18 protein-coding genes and 4 tRNA genes are annotated in these 17,922 nt (G+C 44.0%); 12 read left to right on the forward strand and 10 right to left on the reverse strand.

What is annotated here, in order from left to right:
- The first annotated feature begins 480 nt into the window (after positions 1–480).
- Complete coding sequence (locus NO992_RS23080) at positions 481–2,070, forward strand: methyl-accepting chemotaxis protein (RefSeq protein WP_371380739.1); 1,590 nt, start codon at positions 481–483, stop codon at positions 2,068–2,070.
- A 68-nt stretch (positions 2,071–2,138) separates the two neighbouring features.
- On the opposite strand, the gene NO992_RS23085 is transcribed toward NO992_RS23080, so the two are convergent.
- The 6 genes from NO992_RS23085 to NO992_RS23110 all read right to left on the reverse strand — a co-directional run bounded on the left by NO992_RS23085 (position 2,139) and on the right by NO992_RS23110 (position 7,618).
- Positions 2,139–3,323: a dipeptidase gene (locus tag NO992_RS23085; protein WP_017219359.1), complete on the reverse strand. Its 1,185-nt coding sequence runs from the start codon at positions 3,321–3,323 to the stop codon at positions 2,139–2,141.
- A gap of 105 nt (positions 3,324–3,428) precedes the next feature.
- A complete protein-coding gene (locus NO992_RS23090; RefSeq protein ID WP_371380741.1) occupies positions 3,429–3,674 on the reverse strand; it encodes a YheU family protein in 246 nt (81 codons plus the stop codon).
- 1 nt (position 3,675) lies between these two features.
- Positions 3,676–4,683, reverse strand: coding sequence for a hydrolase (locus NO992_RS23095; protein ID WP_371380743.1), 1,008 nt, complete (start codon positions 4,681–4,683; stop codon positions 3,676–3,678).
- A 247-nt stretch (positions 4,684–4,930) separates the two neighbouring features.
- Positions 4,931–5,077, reverse strand: coding sequence for a hypothetical protein (locus NO992_RS23100; protein WP_010374526.1), 147 nt, complete (start codon positions 5,075–5,077; stop codon positions 4,931–4,933).
- 169 nt (positions 5,078–5,246) lie between these two features.
- Positions 5,247–5,696 carry a TIGR02444 family protein gene (locus tag NO992_RS23105; RefSeq protein ID WP_017219361.1) on the reverse strand — a complete coding sequence of 150 codons (450 nt, stop codon included), beginning with the start codon at positions 5,694–5,696 and terminating at the stop codon, positions 5,247–5,249.
- Positions 5,690–7,618, reverse strand: coding sequence for an ATP-binding cassette domain-containing protein (locus tag NO992_RS23110; protein ID WP_371380746.1), 1,929 nt, complete (start codon positions 7,616–7,618; stop codon positions 5,690–5,692). The genes NO992_RS23105 and NO992_RS23110 overlap by 7 nt, the downstream gene beginning before the upstream one ends.
- A 130-nt stretch (positions 7,619–7,748) precedes the next feature.
- Here NO992_RS23110 and NO992_RS23115 point away from each other — a divergent pair, with 130 nt between their 5' ends.
- Positions 7,749–7,949, forward strand: coding sequence for a YheV family putative zinc ribbon protein (locus tag NO992_RS23115; RefSeq protein ID WP_010374531.1), 201 nt, complete (start codon positions 7,749–7,751; stop codon positions 7,947–7,949).
- 28 nt (positions 7,950–7,977) lie between these two features.
- Here the strand turns inward: NO992_RS23115 and NO992_RS23120 are convergent, their stop codons facing one another.
- Positions 7,978–8,190: a SlyX family protein gene (locus NO992_RS23120; RefSeq protein WP_010374533.1), complete on the reverse strand. Its 213-nt coding sequence runs from the start codon at positions 8,188–8,190 to the stop codon at positions 7,978–7,980.
- Positions 8,187–9,200, reverse strand: a complete 1,014-nt coding sequence (locus tag NO992_RS23125) for a WD40 repeat domain-containing protein (RefSeq protein ID WP_371380749.1) — start codon at positions 9,198–9,200, stop codon at positions 8,187–8,189. Before NO992_RS23125 ends, NO992_RS23120 begins: the two co-directional genes overlap by 4 nt.
- 268 nt (positions 9,201–9,468) lie before the next feature.
- On the opposite strand from NO992_RS23125, the gene fkpA reads away from it, so the two are divergent.
- Entirely contained in the window at positions 9,469–10,221 is a 753-nt protein-coding gene (gene fkpA, locus NO992_RS23130) for an FKBP-type peptidyl-prolyl cis-trans isomerase (RefSeq protein ID WP_026001096.1), read from the forward strand.
- 76 nt (positions 10,222–10,297) lie between these two features.
- On the opposite strand, the gene NO992_RS23135 is transcribed toward fkpA, so the two are convergent.
- Positions 10,298–10,768 (reverse strand): Rsd/AlgQ family anti-sigma factor, encoded by a 471-nt coding sequence (locus tag NO992_RS23135; protein WP_010374541.1) that lies wholly within the window; start codon positions 10,766–10,768, stop codon positions 10,298–10,300.
- A 466-nt stretch (positions 10,769–11,234) separates the two neighbouring features.
- On the opposite strand from NO992_RS23135, the gene hemE reads away from it, so the two are divergent.
- Positions 11,235–12,299 (forward strand): uroporphyrinogen decarboxylase, encoded by a 1,065-nt coding sequence (hemE, locus tag NO992_RS23140; protein ID WP_371380752.1) that lies wholly within the window; start codon positions 11,235–11,237, stop codon positions 12,297–12,299.
- Positions 12,300–12,370: 71 nt separating this feature from the next.
- Here the strand turns inward: hemE and NO992_RS23145 are convergent, their stop codons facing one another.
- Positions 12,371–14,218, reverse strand: a complete 1,848-nt coding sequence (locus NO992_RS23145; protein ID WP_371380754.1) for a M1 family metallopeptidase — start codon at positions 14,216–14,218, stop codon at positions 12,371–12,373.
- Between the two features lie 180 nt (positions 14,219–14,398).
- Here NO992_RS23145 and murB point away from each other — a divergent pair, with 180 nt between their 5' ends.
- The 8 genes from murB to NO992_RS23185 form a co-directional block, all read left to right on the forward strand.
- Entirely contained in the window at positions 14,399–15,418 is a 1,020-nt protein-coding gene (gene murB / locus NO992_RS23150; protein WP_371380756.1) for a UDP-N-acetylmuramate dehydrogenase, read from the forward strand.
- Positions 15,405–16,397, forward strand: coding sequence for a bifunctional biotin--[acetyl-CoA-carboxylase] ligase/biotin operon repressor BirA (birA, locus tag NO992_RS23155; protein WP_371380758.1), 993 nt, complete (start codon positions 15,405–15,407; stop codon positions 16,395–16,397). The genes murB and birA overlap by 14 nt, the downstream gene beginning before the upstream one ends.
- Positions 16,394–17,086 (forward strand): type III pantothenate kinase, encoded by a 693-nt coding sequence (locus tag NO992_RS23160; RefSeq protein ID WP_371380760.1) that lies wholly within the window; start codon positions 16,394–16,396, stop codon positions 17,084–17,086. Before birA ends, NO992_RS23160 begins: the two co-directional genes overlap by 4 nt.
- A 124-nt stretch (positions 17,087–17,210) precedes the next feature.
- Positions 17,211–17,286, forward strand: a tRNA-Thr gene (locus tag NO992_RS23165).
- 48 nt (positions 17,287–17,334) lie between these two features.
- Positions 17,335–17,419: transfer RNA gene (locus NO992_RS23170), tRNA-Tyr, on the forward strand.
- A 44-nt stretch (positions 17,420–17,463) separates the two neighbouring features.
- Positions 17,464–17,538, forward strand: a tRNA-Gly gene (locus NO992_RS23175).
- A 13-nt stretch (positions 17,539–17,551) separates the two neighbouring features.
- Positions 17,552–17,627, forward strand: a tRNA-Thr gene (locus NO992_RS23180).
- Positions 17,628–17,764: 137 nt separating this feature from the next.
- A partial coding sequence (locus tag NO992_RS23185) for a GTP-binding protein (RefSeq protein ID WP_010374560.1) occupies positions 17,765–17,922 on the forward strand: 158 nt, incomplete at its 3' end.

Below are 17,922 nucleotides of genomic sequence, written 5' to 3' on the forward strand. Positions count from 1 at the left end.
GCGGGATGGAGCAGCCTGGTAGCTCGTCGGGCTCATAACCCGAAGGTCGTCGGTTCAAATCCGGCTCCCGCAACCAATTTTTAATTGGACTGTAGAATCTAAAGAACTACTCCAAAACTCGTCGGTTCACTCTTCATAAATTAATGGCTCCCGCAACCAATTCTTAATTGGACTGTAGAATCTAAAGAACTACTCCGAAAGTCGTCGGTTCACTCTTCATAAATTAATGGCTCCCGCAACCAATTATTGATTGGTACTGAAGTTTAAGCTTTGTTCTAGAGTTAGCCTACTTTTCCTACACAATCTAAAACTCCTAAAACTTAATACTATTGATTCTGAAGCTGAGTATATACTCTCTAGGTCATCGCCCCAATTTTCATCTTTTCCGCATTAAATTCGGTAGCTATATGCTGCGAATATTTGTCTATAAATCTTTATATGGTCTAGGCTTTTACTATCTCTTATTTGAGGTGTATGAAGATGGATTTACATAGTATTCGAGTCAAAAGTTCATTGCCAACGGCTATGTTGACGATCGTGCTGCTATTTGTGTTTTTTGGTTTTTCAGTGTTGCTCAATAAAGTGCAATCGGCACTTGAGATCCAAACTGAAAACTATTTAAAAGCCGTGTCAGTGGTACTCAATGCGGATAGAGACTTTTATCAAGCTCAAGAAGCCTACCTCAAATTATTAGCAGGTGAAGATAAGTGGGCGGATTTTGAAGAAAACGCCGAGCAAGTGAAACAGCGCTATCAAAAGTATCTTCAGTTTATGTCACTCCACCTGAGTGAGCTTGGTAGTTTTGCAACTTTTAATGCGGACTTTCAAAGTTGGTATCGCGTGACGGTGGCGAGTATTAAAACACCGACTGATAAAGCGCTTCAAACTGAGTCGGCTAAGTTATTTGGTGCAGTTCGTGATGTGCTTGATAAAGCCGGTGAATTAGCCGATGGAAAATCTGCTGCAAGTCGTGCGGTAGTCGTTTCTGAGGTTACTCAGATAAAGTGGGGACTTGGCGTTGGTGCCTTGCTCCTACTTGGTATTGCTTGTTGGATTGCTTATCGGATCCCTCGTCAGCTAGCAAAGCAGATAAATTTTGTGTCGGATAGGATCTCTGAAATTGCCTCTGGGGACGGAGACTTAACTGGTCGCATTGAAATCAAAGGAAATGATGAGTTTGCAAAGCTGTCGCTAAACTTTAATCATTTTCTCGAGAGTTTACAGGCGATGGTTACAGCACTTGTGAAAGATGGTGGCGAGCTGTCGAGTTTGTCGTCAAAACTCAGTCATTATGCTACACAGTGCCATGACTTAATCGACTCGCTTGGTAAGTCATCACATACCATTGTTAGCGCGGTACATCAGCTAAGTCACTCAAGCCAAGAAGTCTCGTCGGTGGCAGAAAACTCATTGAAAGAGGCTGAAGCTTCACATCGCTACGCGGCACAAGGTAAAACGGTGTTGGCAGATTCAAAACAAAAAATCACTCATCTTGCTGATAATATGGAAACGGCACTCTCCAGCTCGTTAGCTTTACAAAAAAGCTCTGAAAACATTACGCAAGTGCTCGATGTTATTCGCGGGATCGCTGAGCAAACCAATTTATTAGCGCTCAACGCGGCAATTGAAGCGGCAAGAGCAGGTGAACAAGGTCGTGGATTTGCAGTGGTAGCTGACGAGGTTAGGTCACTGGCCACTCGAACACAAGACAGCACTAATGATATTCAGAAGATGTTGGAAGCATTCTCACATAGCGTAGAGGACTCACAAAAGACCATTGAAGATGGTAAGCAGTATGTTGATGTTGCAGTAGAAAGTTTTACGAAGGCAACGGAGCTATTAGAGTTAATTGCACAAAGTGCGGTGAAAGTGACTGAGCTTTCAGAGCAAACCGCTCATGCGACTCAGCAGCAAAATGCAGTATCTACTGAGGTTAGCAGTAATTTAACTGATTTAAATGACAAAACATTGGACGGCGAGCGGTTGTCTGGAGAAACGCACCAAATTTCGGATGATGTGCTGCGAGTCACCAGTAAATTGGTGAATGAATTATCTCAGTTTAAAGTCTAAGGTCTTGTAAGGTATGCCGTGCGGCACACCTTATAAATCAGTGGTTTGAACAGTTATTTAACCTGAGGTTATTTAGCGAACTTCTTTGCGTAAGCCTCAGCTTGTTTCCACACGCGCAGGGTATTGCCACCTAAAATCTTTTTGATATCAGCGTCGCTGTAGCCTCTATCCAAAAGACCTTGCACAAGATTTGGATACGTTGACACGTCTTTCAGGCCAACCGGTAGTGAGTCACCCACACCATCGTAATCTGAACCAATCCCTACGTGATCTATCCCTATCAACTTAACGACGTGGTCAATGTGATCTAGCACTTGATCAAGCGTGGCAAATGGGAACGGATTTTTTGCTCTAAACGCCGCTCTAAAGTCGGTGCGATCTTTGTCTTTGGCTTCTTTTTGTGCTTCGTCACGCTTGTCGTACCAAGCACCAGCTTTTGCCGTCACAAAGCTCGAGCCAAAGTTAATTTGGATCACGCCGCCATTTTTTGCCAAGGCTTTGAGCATTTCGTCATCCATATTGCGCTCGAATCCTGGGGTGTATTTACGCAGGGATGAATGTGAAGCAACGACCGGTACCTTTGAAATGTCCATAACCTGATAAAAGGCGTCATCGGAAATATGTGATACATCAATGAGCATACCAATTTTGTTCATTTCAACCACAAGCTCTTTACCAAATGGGCTCAAGCCTTTCCATTTACGGCGTACGTCATAAGAAGAGTCAGAAATATGGTTGCTTTGCGAGTGTGCTAAGGTGATATAGCGTACGCCACGATCATAAAAATGCTTAAGGTTTTTCATCTCACCTTCAATGGGCGAGCCATTTTCCATACCCATTGCGATAGACATAATACCATTGTCAAATTGCGCATAAATGTCGTCGGTATTGTATGCCATTGCAAATTTATCTGGTGCGCGATGTGCTAAGGCTTCCATACCGTCAATCAGTTGATTGGCGAGTTGATAGCTTTTACCTTTACCCTCAAATTCTAAATTAGCAGGAATATAAATAGACATAAATGGCGCATTAAGACCGCCTTTTACCGCGCGAGGATAGTCAAAATCACCGCCTTCGGTTGCTTGGCTAACATCATCCCATTTACTTTGGATGCGGTATGGAACGTCGATGTGTGTATCAATTAGGATGTTATCGTGAGCGAGTTTAACTGCGCGCTCAGAGGCTTTGTATTCAGTTGCATAAGCGGTAGAAACAGCCAGCGCTAGGGCGCAAAGAGCAGTGCCGAGCTTCATAAAATTGCCTTTCCTTTATAGTTATAGAAATTTGATTGTAACAACTCCTGTCACTACGACAACTGTTTACGATTAGTGCTGAATGTAAAGAAAGCTGAAGGTTTTTTAATACTCGTAATCTTCTTGCGTTTGCATGGCTTGAAACTGCTGCTTACTCACAATATTCACAGATTCATGTAATTCCGAGAAAACGATCAGTGCTTCTCCGGATTTTAGCTGTGCTTTCACTTGCGCTACTTTGCTCTCGGTACTGACTTCAGTATCGCCATAGTCTGTTCCTTCACGCAGCACATAGTGCTCAATAAGGTTGTCCAGCGTCTCTTGCGGAAGTTGTTGATAGGGAATGAGCATACTACTTAGCCTTACTATAAATTTGCTGTAAATATTGTGGAATAACGCTTTCTAGCCAAAACTTTGGTTTAAGGGGGTTACTTCCCGAAATAAACCCTACGTGACCACCGTGTGGGCTCACTGCAAGCGTCACCGGTGAGTTAACCTGAGCGGCTGTAGGCACGGCTTGTGATGATAGCATGGGGTCATCTTCGGCGTGGATCAGGAGTGTTGGTGTCATGATCTGGGTTAAGTAGGGCTGCGAGCTTGCTTGCGCGTAATAGTCTTCCGCGCCGTTAAAGCCATGCAGCGGTGCCGTTATCTTATCGTCAAATTGCCAAAGGTCATCAATGGCATAAAGGGCAGGCTTGTCTATCCTAATTTGCGACTGGATGGTGTCTAGCTTACGTGAAAAAGACTTCTTCATCCTGTCTAGCAAGTATTTTTGATAGAGTTTAAAGCAGCTCTTTCTGATCACTTGACAAGAGGAAGAAAGGTGATAAGGCGCTGAGACAACGACGCCAGCCTCAAGACCGCTTTGCGATTTGGTTTCTCCCAAGTATTTGGCAAGTACATTGCCACCGAGCGAGAAACCAACTGCAAATAATGGCCGTTTAGGAAAACGGGATTTTAGCGTGTCTATAAAAAAGCCAAGATCTGAGGTTTCGCCGCTATGATAAGCCCTGGCTTGGCGATTCACTTCACGTGAGCAGTTGCGAAAATGCATCAGTACGGCATCAAAACCATGGTGTACCAACGCTTTTAATAGGCCTTTTGCATAAAAGCTGTTGATATTGCCTTCTAGCCCATGCAATACCACAACCAAAGGTGCTGATTTATCGCCGTGTTTTGCCCATGCAAGTTCTAAAAAGTCATCGTCTGGTGTGTCTAGTGTTTCATAGTCGACGGGCACCTGTAATCTCGGCCTAAAGAATCTCGGTAGTATGGTTTGGGCATGGCGGTTGCGCATCCACCAAGCGGGTTTAAATTCGTAATTATCGGCTGTTATTGTTTTCATGGCTTGATTCATAATAGAAACTGCGTCTTTTTGACGGTTGCTCGCAAAGCAAAGAAAGGAAGCTATCCAGTTGCAAAACACGTTTTAGCCAGTTTAACGTATTATCAGTTGAGGGTTAAGCAAATAAAAAGCACCCGACCAGTAAACTGATAAGGTGCTTTGTGCGTCGTGCTTAATTCTGCAAGTTGGGGAACTACGTCGAGCCGATCTTCTACTACTTATTCTTCAATCGCCCCAAGGTAATACATTTAAATCTGTTCTATTGTTCGTTAGGTACTTCAGCGTCCATGACTTTTTTAATGAAAAAGTAGACGTAATAACAGCACAGCAAAATTACAATCCCTAAAAAGCCAAAAGACAGAAACAACACAGGGTCGGAAAAAAAGTCTCTAAAGAATACGTTCATGGCTGTGCCTCCTAATTTGTCGATGAGTAAATAGTAGTGGAGGTCTGAGAGGCTTGATATGATCAAGATCAAGTTTCAATCCTGAGTGAAATTAAACCTAGGCAAAGGCTTGATCTCGATCAGGTTTTATATCTAAGTTGGGTAAATATCAGAGCTTATATTTAATGGCTTAGAAGTCAGTCGTATTGAATAAAGCGTCGTACTCACTCTGACTCAAATAGAGCAGCACATTGCTACATGATTGCAGTGGCGCAAACGAAAAGCGCTTTAATGTCTCCAGCAATAGCGCTTGTTGGCGCTTTTCAAGCTCAAGCTCTGCAGTCAGCATCGCTGAACGCAACTTTTTATAGTCTTGGTAGTCTTGATGATGTGCTTTTAGGGTGTTGCGGATCGCGCGTTGTGGTTGTAACACCGCTTGGTCAAACTGCTTAGCAGTATTTACCAGTGAGGCTAGGGTGCCTGGGGTAATCGTCAGTGCTAAAGTGTCTAGGTAACAAAGTAATAAACACAGGTTGATATTTTTGCCTGCAGCATCTTGCAAATTCAGCAGCCGCGATTGCATTTGCGGGCGGCTGTAGAATTCACAGGCAAACTGCCAAAAGTCTTCACGACTTAGCATATCTCTCCAGTCTCATCGAAATGGTTTTGCTTTTCTTCTAACTCTTCCAGTGCCATTAGTAAGTTTTCTTCTGTGTCATTAAGCTCTGGGGTTATCTTGGCTTGTTTTGCCAGTAAGTCACTTAGTTTTGCTTTGTTCTCGTCCGTGTATATGCTGTTGTCAGCCAAAGCTTGCTCAATTTCGTCTGCTTGCTCAGTGAGCCTGTCGAGCTGTTTTTCGAGCTTTTCAATCGACTTTTTCAACGGCTGAATGGTTTTTCTGAATTCGGCTTCAAGACGCTTTTGCTCTTTACGATTGGCATTAGAGTTTTGCTTTGGTTCAGACTCGGAGCCACTTGGTTTCGCTTGCTCTTTATTGGCATTCATGAGCCATTGGTAATAAGCATCTAAGTCATAGCCGAACTGAGAAACGGTTCCATTATCAACTAAATAGTACTCGTCAGCGGTATTTTTCAGCATGTGGCGATCGTGGGAAACCGTGACCATTGCACCCTCAAAACCTTGCAAGGCCATTACAAGTGCGTGTCGCATTTCTAAATCTAGGTGGTTGGTTGGCTCATCGAGTAACAGCAAGTTCGGTTTTTGATACACCAACATCGCTAGTACGAGTCGTGCTTTTTCGCCACCAGAAAACGGCGCAACGGGTTCGAGGGCCTTATCACCATGAAAAGCAAAACCGCCCAAGAAATCACGAATAAGCTGCTCTGGTACTTTAGGGTCTAGACGTTGAATATGGGTAACCGCACTGGCCTCAAGATCGAGAGACTCAAGCTGATGCTGAGCAAAATAGCCTACATTTAATCCTTGGTGTTGAAACACTTCACCAGCTTGTGGGGTTAAATCGCCGGCCAGTAACTTGATTAGGGTCGATTTACCAGCGCCGTTACGGCCAAGTAACGCAATACGGCTACCTGGGACCAGATTAAGCTTGATGTCATGCAAAATGGTAACGTCACCATAGCCCGCTTTGGCTTGTTCTAGTGTCATCAATGGATTAGGCAAGCTTGTTGGATCTGCAAATTCAAAATTAAATGGTGAATCTGCATGAGCGGGCGCGAGCATTTCCATGCGTTCAAGGGCCTTCACTCGACTTTGCGCTTGTTTTGCTTTACTCGCTTTCGCTTTAAAGCGGGTAATAAACTTCTCTAAATGTGCAATCGTTTCTTGTTGCTTCTCGTAAAGCGCTTGGTGCTGTGCCATGCGCTCTGCTTTTTGACGCTCAAACTGAGAATAGTGACCTTTATAAACGTTGATCTGCTGTTGGTCGATATGCCAAATCTCGCCAACAACCGCATCTAAAAATTCGCGGTCGTGAGAAATAAGCACTAATGTACCCTGATAGGCGCGCAAAAAGCGTTCTAGCCAATAAACAGCGTCCAAATCCAAGTGGTTGGTTGGCTCATCCAAAAGCAATAAATCGGCATCGCGGATCAGCGCTTGCGCAAGGTTCAAGCGCATGCGCCAACCACCAGAAAAGTCGCTAACGGCAAACTCAATCTGTTCATTGCTAAAACCAAGGCCATGGAGTAGTTCTCCCGCTTTGGCTTCAATACTATACCCTTTGATGTTCTCTAGCTGTTGGTGTGCTTTTGCTTGTAGCTCCCCATCACCGTCCCGCTCCGCTTGTTGTAGCTGCGTTCTCAATACATAGTATTCAGGGTGTCCCTGTAGTACATACTCGAGGGCGCTACTGGAGAGTGCTGGGGTTTCTTGTTTTACCGATGCAATAGACCAATCTTTTGGAATAGAAAAATCACCTGAATCGAGTTGCAGCTCACCTTTTAGCAGCGCAAAGAGAGATGATTTACCACAGCCATTGGCACCGACTAGGCCCGCCTTATGTTGTGGATAAAGCGTTGCATTTGCTTGTTTTAGCAGTGTTTTACTGCCACGAAGTAGCTCGATATCAGAAAGTTGGATCATAATTCTAAAAGTCTGTCTAAATTGCGCGCATCATAGCATGGATCCAATCCCTTACTCCAAGCGTATCATGACAAATAAAATTAGGATAAAATGACAAACCTTAAACTCGGTGTTCATTAGAGGTGTAGAGTTGAAAGTTAAGAAGCGTTTTATTGCAGGGGCAAGTTGTCCAGAATGCCAAAAAATCGACGTAATGATGCTCTACAAAGAGCATGATGTTGAAAAAGTTGAATGTGTTGAGTGTGGCCACGTAATGTCACAGCCGAAAGACGCGGTACAGGCTTCCACCCGCCAGTTTGAGCAAGTTATTGGGGTGTTCAAACCGGAGTGAGTGATCACCCCGGTTTTCAATTAATTTGTTAGTAGTGCGGTGGTGGTGGCTCTTGATGTTGAGGCATTAAACCTGGGTCGCGGCCTTCCTTCATTTTCTCTGCCAATAGCTCAATTTGTCGTTGCATTTTAGCCAAGCGCTGCTGATGTGCCTTTAGCTCTTCATTTAAGGTTTCGATTGTATCTTCTTGAAAGGCAAGCTTAGCCTCAAGCTCAGTAATTCTGTTTTCGATTTCGTTCATGGCTTTTTCACCTGCGCAAATTTTTCCAGTAGTCCGCTGGAACTTTCGGTTAACAATGCAGTGTCTTGGTCTTGAAAAGCAACGTCAAATACAACCGCAGACTTGGGGCGGCTGCCTTCTCGGGGTTGTACACGCCAAGTTTGCAATCGTTCGCCATCACTCACTTGCCATAAAATAAGCTCGCGGTTAGGTGAGCCGGTAGCCAAGAGCGTTGCGTCTTGATTAAAGCGCACTGCACTGAAAATTTTCTGGCGAGCAATATACTGTAATTGTGCTTTGAGATCACCAGAAGTTAATTGCCAAATGCTCGCTTTTTTCATGCTATCTGCGGTAAAAGCAAATCTTCCTTGGTCATCTAATGCAACTTTGGTCACGCGACTTGGGTGGTTAAAGCGATGGATCACTTGCCCCGTTCTAGTATCCCAAAAGTAAGCGGTATAGTCGTTGCCTCCGGTTAAGGCAAAGTGACCATTGGGAGACATGGCAATAGAATTGATATTTTCTTGATGTCCAAGGAACTCTATCCGCCTTCCACTCTCTAAGTCGAGGTGAACGACAACGTTATCACTGCGGGCATAGAGTAAATATCGGCCCGCATTGCTAATTGCGATATCTCGAATAGTGCCAGACTCGATCTCAAAATATCCTAGGTTTTGACCGCTTTCGACGCTCCAGATGGCGAATGTTTTATCAGTGGCAGTGACGGCCGTGGAGTTGTCATTAGCTAAAGCCAGTGAGTGAATGAGATCGTCGGGGGCATCAGAGTGACGCCATTGAAATTTGAGGCCTTGCTCTTGATTATCCCAAAGTACGGCCCCATGCTCTATGGAAGAAACAAGGCTGTAGTGACCGTCCGCAGAGATAGCAGCAGAAAATGCGCCTCTGCTGGCATGTTCTACGGTCAGAACGGCTTTTGAAGTGTCAGGGCCACAGCCGGTTAAGGTGAAGCAACTGAGCATCGCGCATGCAAAGAGGAGGCTTGTCCACTTAATGTTGACGAGTTTGACCATAAATTAGGTAAATCCTCCTTAACTCCAAAGTCTACAACAGGTAGACTAAAGGCACTAAAAACAAGATATTATTTTGATATTAGCGTATTAAAAGCGTAATGTCGTTACGCGATAATGGCAAGCAAATGCATATTGGCATTCTGATCAGAGAATGTTAATGTGGCTAGCACCTTTTCTTATTAATATAAAATTAACAATGGCACCGCATATCAAGCTCTCTTGCGCGAGCATTGGTGTTTTGATAGTAGGGACTGTCGGAGAGTTGAGAATGAAACAGACGATTAAACTGTCACTCGTTGCTGCTTCAGTGTTAGCACTAGTAGCGTGTAATAAAAAAGCAGAAGAGCAGAAGCCTGCTGAAGTTAAGCTAGATACAGAAGTGCAACAGCAAGCATACGGTATCGGTGCTTCAGTTGGTAACTTCTTGCAAAAAGACTTAGCGGATAAAAAAGAGCTAGGTATTGAACTTGATCAAGAGTTACTCATGCGTGGTTTTAAAGACGCATTGGCTGGTGAAGCTAAGCTGGATGAAGCAAAAATTCGTGAAGTACTCACTTCACTAGATTCTTCTGTTCGTGAAAAGCAAGCTGCTAAAGTTGAAGCTGACGCGAAGAAAAATAAAGAAGAAGGCGATAAGTACCTAGCTGAGAACGCGAAGAAAGAAGGCGTCCAGGTAACTGAGTCAGGTCTTCAGTATGAAGTGCTAAGCGAAGGTGATGGGAAAAAGCCAGTTGCAACAGACAAGGTGACAGTACATTATAAAGGTACTTTGTTAGATGGTTCTGAGTTCGATAGCTCTTACGCACGTAATGAGCCTGCCACTTTCAACCTAAATCAAGTTATTGCAGGTTGGACTGAAGGTCTACAGTTAATGAACACTGGCGCTAAGTATAAGTTTACGATTCCTGCGGAGCTTGCATACGGCACTCGTAACCTTGGTAAAATTCCAGCAAACTCAACACTGGTATTTGAAGTTGAACTGCTAGGTATCGAAGACGAAGCTGAAGAAGCTGCTGAATAATTTGGCAGTGTCCGTAAAGAAAAAGGTGAGATAGCTATCTCACCTTTTTTTATATTTTGGTGCCCGCAAATTTAGACTATTCAGTGTGATTAGAATAAAGGTTATCGATCAGTTCATCTTCCAATTGGAAGCGTAACTCAAGCGTTTCACCTAACACAGACAGGTCGTTATCGAAGTCTGTTAATTCTTGTGTTTCTTGATTTACTTCAGCGTATTTGTCGTTGAAATCAAGTGCGGTATCAGTCGTATCTGTGATCCGAGGGTACAGTGACTGAGCCAGTTTTGCGCTTTCAGGGCCTTTTTCTTGGCAGGCCTCAACAATGTTGTCATAAATTTCAAAATGACCAGCTGAAAGATAGTCCATCAAAATCTGGCAGAATGACTGAATGTCAACTTGCTCAGGAAGTGCTTTACCATTTCGAGTTGGTGAGCATCCTGCAACTTTATAATATAAAACCAATAGTTCCTGACGCTCTGCTAACCATGCATCAATTACACTATGGCTGCCTCCCCATTTCTGTTGGGCTTGTTCTAACTGCGAAAGCATAGTGATTCTCCTTAAGCGGGTTACCTACCTCTATGGAAAGGGAAACGGGGCAAAAGGTCAACCAATTTTTTCTGTAAAAGCGTAAAAAGATCAAAAGATTATTGGTTTGATTATCGGGAATGTTAACAAATTCAGGAGGATAAAAATAAAAAAACCACCGAGAGAAACTCAAGGTGGTTCAAAATAGCAGTTTAGCTTGTTGCGTAATGTTGTTATTTTTCTAATTGAAGGTGTTTTGTTGTTATTTTTCTAACGCGGTAATTTTATACCAACCTTTTAATCGTGTTGCAAACAGTTTAATCGCTTGTTTCGGTAATTTTTACACAAGCTTATGAATTTGTTCCTAATAAAGTGAGGTTTAATCTAGATCATAACTAGGCGTTGGCAAGGATAGTTTAGATAGTGCCCATGTGCACTTAGTGATACAATCCGCACAATTGAATTTAAGTATTGGAATAGAGACGCTATGAGCGAATTAAAAAACGATCGTTATTTACGAGCGCTATTAAAACAACCAGTTGACGTCACACCAGTATGGATGATGCGCCAAGCTGGTCGTTATCTACCAGAGTATCGTGCCACCAGAGCACAAGCTGGTGACTTTATGAGCCTTTGTAAAAATGCAGAACTGGCATGTGAAGTGACATTACAGCCGCTGCGTCGTTATCCACTAGATGCGGCGATTCTGTTTAGCGATATTTTGACTATTCCAGATGCAATGGGACTTGGACTTTACTTTGAAACTGGTGAAGGTCCAAAGTTTGAGCGTCCTATCCAATCGTTAGAGGATGTTAAAAAGCTACCAAAATTAGATCCAACCGATGAGCTTGGTTATGTAATGAATGCGGTGAGCACAATTCGTCGTGAGCTTAAAGGTGAAGTACCACTTATTGGTTTCTCCGGCTCACCATGGACGCTAGCGACTTACATGATTGAAGGCGGTAGCAGCAAAACATTCGGTAAGATTAAAAAGATGGCGTTTGCGGAGCCGCAGACACTGCACCTACTGCTAGATAAAGTGGCTGATTCGGTTATCGACTACCTAAATGCGCAAGTAAAAGCTGGTGCTCAGTCGCTAATGATCTTCGACTCTTGGGGTGGAGTATTAAGCCCGCGTGACTACAAAGAGTTTTCACTACAATATATGCACAAAATTGTAGATGGCCTGATCCGTGAAAATGACGGTCGTAAAGTACCTGCGACATTATTCACGAAGAACGGCGGTCAATGGATTGAAGCGATTGCAGCCACTGGATGTGATGCAGTTGGCCTTGACTGGACGATTGATATTGCCGATGCAAAACGTCGTGTAGGCGATAAAGTTGCACTACAAGGTAATATGGATCCTTCAATGCTACACGGTACCCATGAGCGTATTCGTGAAGAAGTTCAGCATATATTAGCTGGCTTTGGCGAAGGTAATGGTCATGTGTTTAACTTAGGCCATGGTATTACGCCTGATGTTGACCCTGAAAATACAGGTGTTTTCATCAACGCGGTTCACGAATTTAGCCGTCAATATCACAAGTAATTTAAGTTTGAACTTAAACTTAAAATGGAGAAGAGCGCTCACAGAAGCGCTCTTTTTGTTTTTGAAATGTATTATTCAAACAAAGCGTCGATGGTGCCTTGAGCAAGCGGGTGGTATCCCGGACGTGCTTGTTGGTAAACACGGTAAGCCCAGTCACGTTTACCATGCTTAATGAGTGACTTGTATAAATTCACAATAAGCTTGCGACGACCAATACTTACTAGATGCTTTTCAAGGTCTGGGTAAATAGCTTGGTAGCCGTTACCTACTGCTAGCATATACCAAGCAAATGCGCGTTCAGCGTTGGTCGATTGGGTCAGCTTAAACGCCTTGTCCAATGCTTCCATACGCTCAATGGCGAGATCTCTTGGTAAGTTATTAATAAAGTGCAGCCACTCATGTACTGTCCAAGCGTCGGTCGGTAAATCTGCAAGTGTTTTCTCGTCTTTTAACCAAGCTTGAGTTAGCGCATCCACTTTTTCAAAGGCATCAGAAGTTGGGTTCGGTGCGTCGCTTGGCAAGCCTGGCTCATAAATCCACTCTTTGGCTTTTTCTAAGCTCACGATACCAGGATATTGCTGTAGCAAGTTTTTGTCTAAGTACGCGACGAATTCATCAGTAGTCAGAGATTTAAAAGAGAAAGTTTTAAAGTAGGTTTTAACAAACTTGTCGAACCTGTCACGACCAAACTTTTCTTCTAGATAAATAAGGAATAGTTGACCTTTAGTGTAAGGTACAGAGCTAAACGCATCGTCAGGATCGCGGCCATTAAGCTCTAAATTCATGCGTGTATCAGGAGCGGCAATAGTTTTAAGTTGTGCGCGTAGGCCTGCAGCGTCAAGTGCTTGCTCCATCACCGCGCGATCACGACCAAACACTTCTTCCATAATACGGTTTTCAACGTAAGAGGTGAAACCTTCATTTAGCCATAGGTCTTCCCACGTCGCGTTGGTCACTAAGTTGCCAGACCAAGAGTGTGCTAACTCATGGGCGATTAGGTTTACTAAACTTTTGTCACCGGCAACTACAGTTGGCGTGATAAATGACAGGCGTGGATTTTCCATACCACCAAACGGGAAGCTAGGCGGCAACATGAGCAGGTCGTATCTACCCCAAGCGTATTCACCATACATGGCATTGGTTTTATCGATCATCGCTTGCGTATCATTAAACTCAGCAACAGAGGCATCGAGGATTTGCGGTTCTGCAAAAATTGCAGTTTGGTGCGACATCTCTTTATATTCAAGGTTACCTGCACCAATTGCAATTAGGTACGGTGGGATAGCTTGCGGCATATCAAACCAATAATCGCCATCTTTGATCAATGCGCCGGTATTGTCCGCACTCATTACCGCACGTACATCTTTAGGTGTATGTACGCGAGCAGAGTAAGTCACACGCATTGCTGGCGTATCCTGCACGGGGATCCAACTACGAGCATGAATCGCTTGAGACTGGCTATACATAAATGGGTGAGATTTACTTGCGGTTTGCTGTGGTGTTAACCACTGTAGACCTGATGCTACTGGCAAGCTGTTGTAATAAATACGTGCTTTTTTTGCTTGCTCTTTAAAGTGAATAGTTAACTTAGCACCTTTCACATCATCGCGCTTGGCAAGATCAAACTTGGCGGTATGCCATTTATCATCTTTACCTTGATACATCACTTTGTCGATTTCGAGGTCACGCGTATCTAGTACCAGCGTTCTTGCTTGGCGATTCTGCCAATCTAGTGTGTGTTCAACAAAACCTTCTAGTTGCTTATCTTCAAAGTCAACGTCTAGGTCTAAATGCAAGTGTGTGGTAATAACATCGTTAAGATTGGCGTAAGTGTGTTGGTCAACGGCTGCGTTTACATCAGCAGTGTGGACAAGGCCAGCCATGGCAAGGCTGAGCGTAAGTGCCGAAAGTTTAATCATAATGCTGCTCTTATAAAAAGAATATTCCCAATTAGAACGGCTAACATAACTAATTTCTGACCATTTAAACAGTATAAGCCGATGGGTTACATAAAATGGTGGGCAAGATGACGTTAATGCGTAAGTCAGGGCAATGCGCTACACTAGCGCCAGTTTAGTTAATATTGGCAAGGTGCTGCAGTGACTAGTTTGCAGTCTTATCACACTTTTTCGCTGCCGTCGGGTTGCGAGTCCCTTATCGTTATCACAGATCCACATACGCTGGTTGAGCTCGATTTCAGTCGTCCTTTCTTTTTAATTGGGGAGGGGAGTAATACCATTTTTCTGGAAGACTATGCTGGAACCGTTATTAAGCTTGCGACCTTAGGTGTCGATATCGAGCAACAAGATGATGATTACATCGTTACAGTCGCTGCTGGAGAAAACTGGCACCAGCTCGTTACAAAGCTGCTTGATAACGGAATTGACGGGTTAGAAAATCTCGCGTTGATCCCTGGTACTGTTGGCGCGGCGCCGGTACAAAATATCGGCGCCTACGGTGTTGAAGTATCTCAATTTATCACTGCCGTTAGAGGATTTGATATCGCCGAGCGGCGCTTCACGACATTAACAAATGCAGAGTGTGAATTTGGCTATCGAGATTCAGTCTTTAAACACCGCCTAAAAGATAAGTTCGTGATTACAGAAGTGACATTTACACTGCCTAAACGTTGGCAGCCAACGTTAAGTTATGGCCCACTACAAAGCTTGAGTGATACAGCAACCGCACAAGAGATTTGTGAAGCGGTGATAGTTACCAGAAACAGTAAATTGCCCGATCCTGCGACGCTTGCAAATGCCGGGAGCTTTTTTAAAAACCCAGTAGTTGATAGGGCGTTTGCAGCTCAGTTGCAAAGTAAATTTCCAGAGATGCCAGCGTTTGATGTGGATAATGACAATGTAAAACTTGCGGCTGGCTGGTTAATTGACAAAGCGGGTCTAAAAGGCTGCCACCGTGGAGCCATTCGTGTGTATGAGAAACAAGCACTGGTACTTGTTCATAGTGGTGGCAGCACCGGTGAAGATTTAACACAGTTAGTGAGCCATATTCAGCAAACCGTTTGGCAAAAATTTGCTGTGTTACTCGAGCATGAAGTGCGCCTTATAACAAAGCATGGTGAATGTCAGTTACAAAGTGTGGAATGCCATGAAAACGCCTGATCATAAAAAGCAAACGATTTTAGCGGCCTTGAATAAAGGAGAATTTATCTCAGGGCAAGAACTTGGCGAGCAACTAGGTATTAGTCGCGCGGCTATTGCGAAGCATATAGCGGCGTTGCAAGAGATGGGCGTGGATATTTTTCGAGTCAATGGCCGCGGTTATAAACTCAATTATAGCTTACCGCTTATTCATCAAAGTAAGTTGAATATTCTATGGCAACAGCAGTTTCAAAGTGAGTGTCCAATCGAATATCACGCAATTATAGACTCCACGAATAGCGAGCTAATGCGTCGTTTGCAGGACAAACAGAATATGGGCTCAGGCCATGTCTTGGTGGCTGAAATGCAGCAAGCTGGCAGAGGGCGCAGAGGCCGGGTATGGCAATCGCCCTTTGGTGCTAACCTTTATTACAGTTATTACTGGCAGTTTGACGCTGGTATGCAAGCCGCGATGGGCTTATCTATTGCTGTAGGACTTGCGGTATATGATGCGTTAAAGGTCCTTTATGGTATTTCCGTTGAATTAAAATGGCCAAACGATATATATCTCAACCAGCAAAAACTGGCGGGGATCTTGGTTGAGCTAGAGGGGCAGGTGGAAGGGCCTTGCCATCTTGTGATTGGGATTGGGCTAAATATATGCATGCCAGAATCTGCCTCTAAACACATCGACCAAGCTTGGACAGATCTGCAAACGCACTTAGGCCAAATTGATAAAAATCAGTTAGTGGTGCAGCTCACTCACTCTTTGTCTGAGCGTCTTGCCCAGTATAAAGAGTCTGGACTGAGCGAAATGGTGACCGAATGGAATAGCCTAAATGCCTTTAAAGGTGACGCAGTAACCTTGAGTACAGGACAGAGAGAATGGCGTGGGATCTGTGAAGGCATCGATATGCAAGGGGGCTTATTACTTAGGCAAGATGGTGAGCTTAAAGCTTTTTATGGCGGTGAAATTTCGTTAAGAAAGGTGATATCGTGAAACTGCTAATTGATGTAGGTAATACTGCAGTTAAATATGCGCTTGAGCATGAACGCCGTATTAGTCCTGTAAAAGAAAGTGATATTGAATGGCAAAAGCTAACTGCAATTGTCTGCGCTCAGGTTGGTAAGGGAGCGGGATTACAGTGGGTGGAAAGTCGCGCCTCTGAGTTTGGTCTTGTGCTCGAACAAGCACACGTATCGCCAAGGCGAGCTGGGGTAACTTGTGCCTATCCTAGTTTTAAAAATTTGGGGATTGATAGGTGGCTCGCGGTACTTGCCGCGCATGCTCTATATCCAACGCAAGATATAATCGTGATTGATTCTGGCACTGCGACCACGGTTGATGTAGTGACTGCGCAAGGAATACACATGGGCGGGTGGATTTTGCCAGGTATCGATCTCATGATTTCCAGTATTACCGCGCGTGCAGAGCGGGTATTTTGTGATGAGAACACGCCGTTTGCCGCAGAATTTGCTAAAAATACACCTGAAGCGGTGAAAAATGGTGCGTTAGCCGCAACGCTTGGACTCGTCCATAGTGCAAAACAGCAACTTAATAATGAGTCTGCGTTGGTATTGTGCGCAGGTGGATATGGCGAGTTAATTAAAAACCATATCGAGTCAGCGGTTTTTGATGACCTTTTGGTATTCAAAGGGCTGTCAGTTTGGTGGAAAAACCCACAATAACTGTAAAAATGTCATGGGATTGGCTTAAAACTGAGCGTTTGAACAATAAATTTAAATTTTTTTGCATATTCCTGTTGCATCAAGTCAATGGTTGCTCTAATATCTCGCCCCGTACTAAAGCAGTGCCGACTTAGCTCAGTTGGTAGAGCAACTGACTTGTAATCAGTAGGTCATCCGTTCGACTCGGATAGTCGGCACCATCTTTTTACCCTATCTTGTATAGGATGCTTTAGGAAAGAATTTTACGTGGAGGGGTTCCCGAGCGGCCAAAGGGATCAGACTGTAAATCTGACGGCTCAGCCTTCGCTGGTTCGAATCCAGCTCCCTCCACCACTTTATTCTTGACGGTTAGAGGTAGTTAAGAACAGGTTCCTAAAGCGGGCATCGTATAATGGCTATTACCTCAGCCTTCCAAGCTGATGATGCGGGTTCGATTCCCGCTGCCCGCTCCAGTTCGTCTGGCGTGCTGATATAGCTCAGTTGGTAGAGCGCACCCTTGGTAAGGGTGAGGTCGGCAGTTCAAATCTGCCTATCAGCACCAGTCTCCGAAGAATCTTCTCAAATACTTCCTTTGAATTGTCGAAAAAATATTTATAATAGACTGAATAATTCTAATCCACACTCGTCGTGGATTATTTTTATATGTAATCTAGATACACAAAACTTATAGGTTTCGTCATGGCAAAAGAAAAGTTTGAACGCGTAAAACCGCACGTAAACGTTGGTACTATCGGCCACGTTGACCACGGTAAAACAACTCTAACTGCAGCAATCACTAACGTACTTGCAAAAGTATACGGTGGTACAGCAAAAGACTTCGCATCAATCGATAACGC

The organism is Pseudoalteromonas sp. DY56-GL79 (genome assembly GCF_041414765.1).
GTDB lineage: Bacteria > Pseudomonadota > Gammaproteobacteria > Enterobacterales > Alteromonadaceae > Pseudoalteromonas > Pseudoalteromonas piscicida.

Coding starts and splice junctions, on each gene's coding strand:
- NO992_RS23080 (WP_371380739.1), top strand. CDS start 481: ATGGATTTACATAGTATTCGAGTCAAAAGTTCATTGCCAACGGCTATG.
- NO992_RS23085 (WP_017219359.1), bottom strand. CDS start 3,323: ATGAAGCTCGGCACTGCTCTTTGCGCCCTAGCGCTGGCTGTTTCTACC.
- NO992_RS23090 (WP_371380741.1), bottom strand. CDS start 3,674: ATGCTCATTCCCTATCAACAACTTCCGCAAGAGACGCTGGACAACCTT.
- NO992_RS23095 (WP_371380743.1), bottom strand. CDS start 4,683: ATGAATCAAGCCATGAAAACAATAACAGCCGATAATTACGAATTTAAA.
- NO992_RS23100 (WP_010374526.1), bottom strand. CDS start 5,077: ATGAACGTATTCTTTAGAGACTTTTTTTCCGACCCTGTGTTGTTTCTG.
- NO992_RS23105 (WP_017219361.1), bottom strand. CDS start 5,696: ATGCTAAGTCGTGAAGACTTTTGGCAGTTTGCCTGTGAATTCTACAGC.
- NO992_RS23110 (WP_371380746.1), bottom strand. CDS start 7,618: ATGATCCAACTTTCTGATATCGAGCTACTTCGTGGCAGTAAAACACTG.
- NO992_RS23120 (WP_010374533.1), bottom strand. CDS start 8,190: ATGAACGAAATCGAAAACAGAATTACTGAGCTTGAGGCTAAGCTTGCC.
- NO992_RS23125 (WP_371380749.1), bottom strand. CDS start 9,200: ATGGTCAAACTCGTCAACATTAAGTGGACAAGCCTCCTCTTTGCATGC.
- fkpA (WP_026001096.1), top strand. CDS start 9,469: ATGAAACAGACGATTAAACTGTCACTCGTTGCTGCTTCAGTGTTAGCA.
- NO992_RS23135 (WP_010374541.1), bottom strand. CDS start 10,768: ATGCTTTCGCAGTTAGAACAAGCCCAACAGAAATGGGGAGGCAGCCAT.
- hemE (WP_371380752.1), top strand. CDS start 11,235: ATGAGCGAATTAAAAAACGATCGTTATTTACGAGCGCTATTAAAACAA.
- NO992_RS23145 (WP_371380754.1), bottom strand. CDS start 14,218: ATGATTAAACTTTCGGCACTTACGCTCAGCCTTGCCATGGCTGGCCTT.
- birA (WP_371380758.1), top strand. CDS start 15,405: ATGAAAACGCCTGATCATAAAAAGCAAACGATTTTAGCGGCCTTGAAT.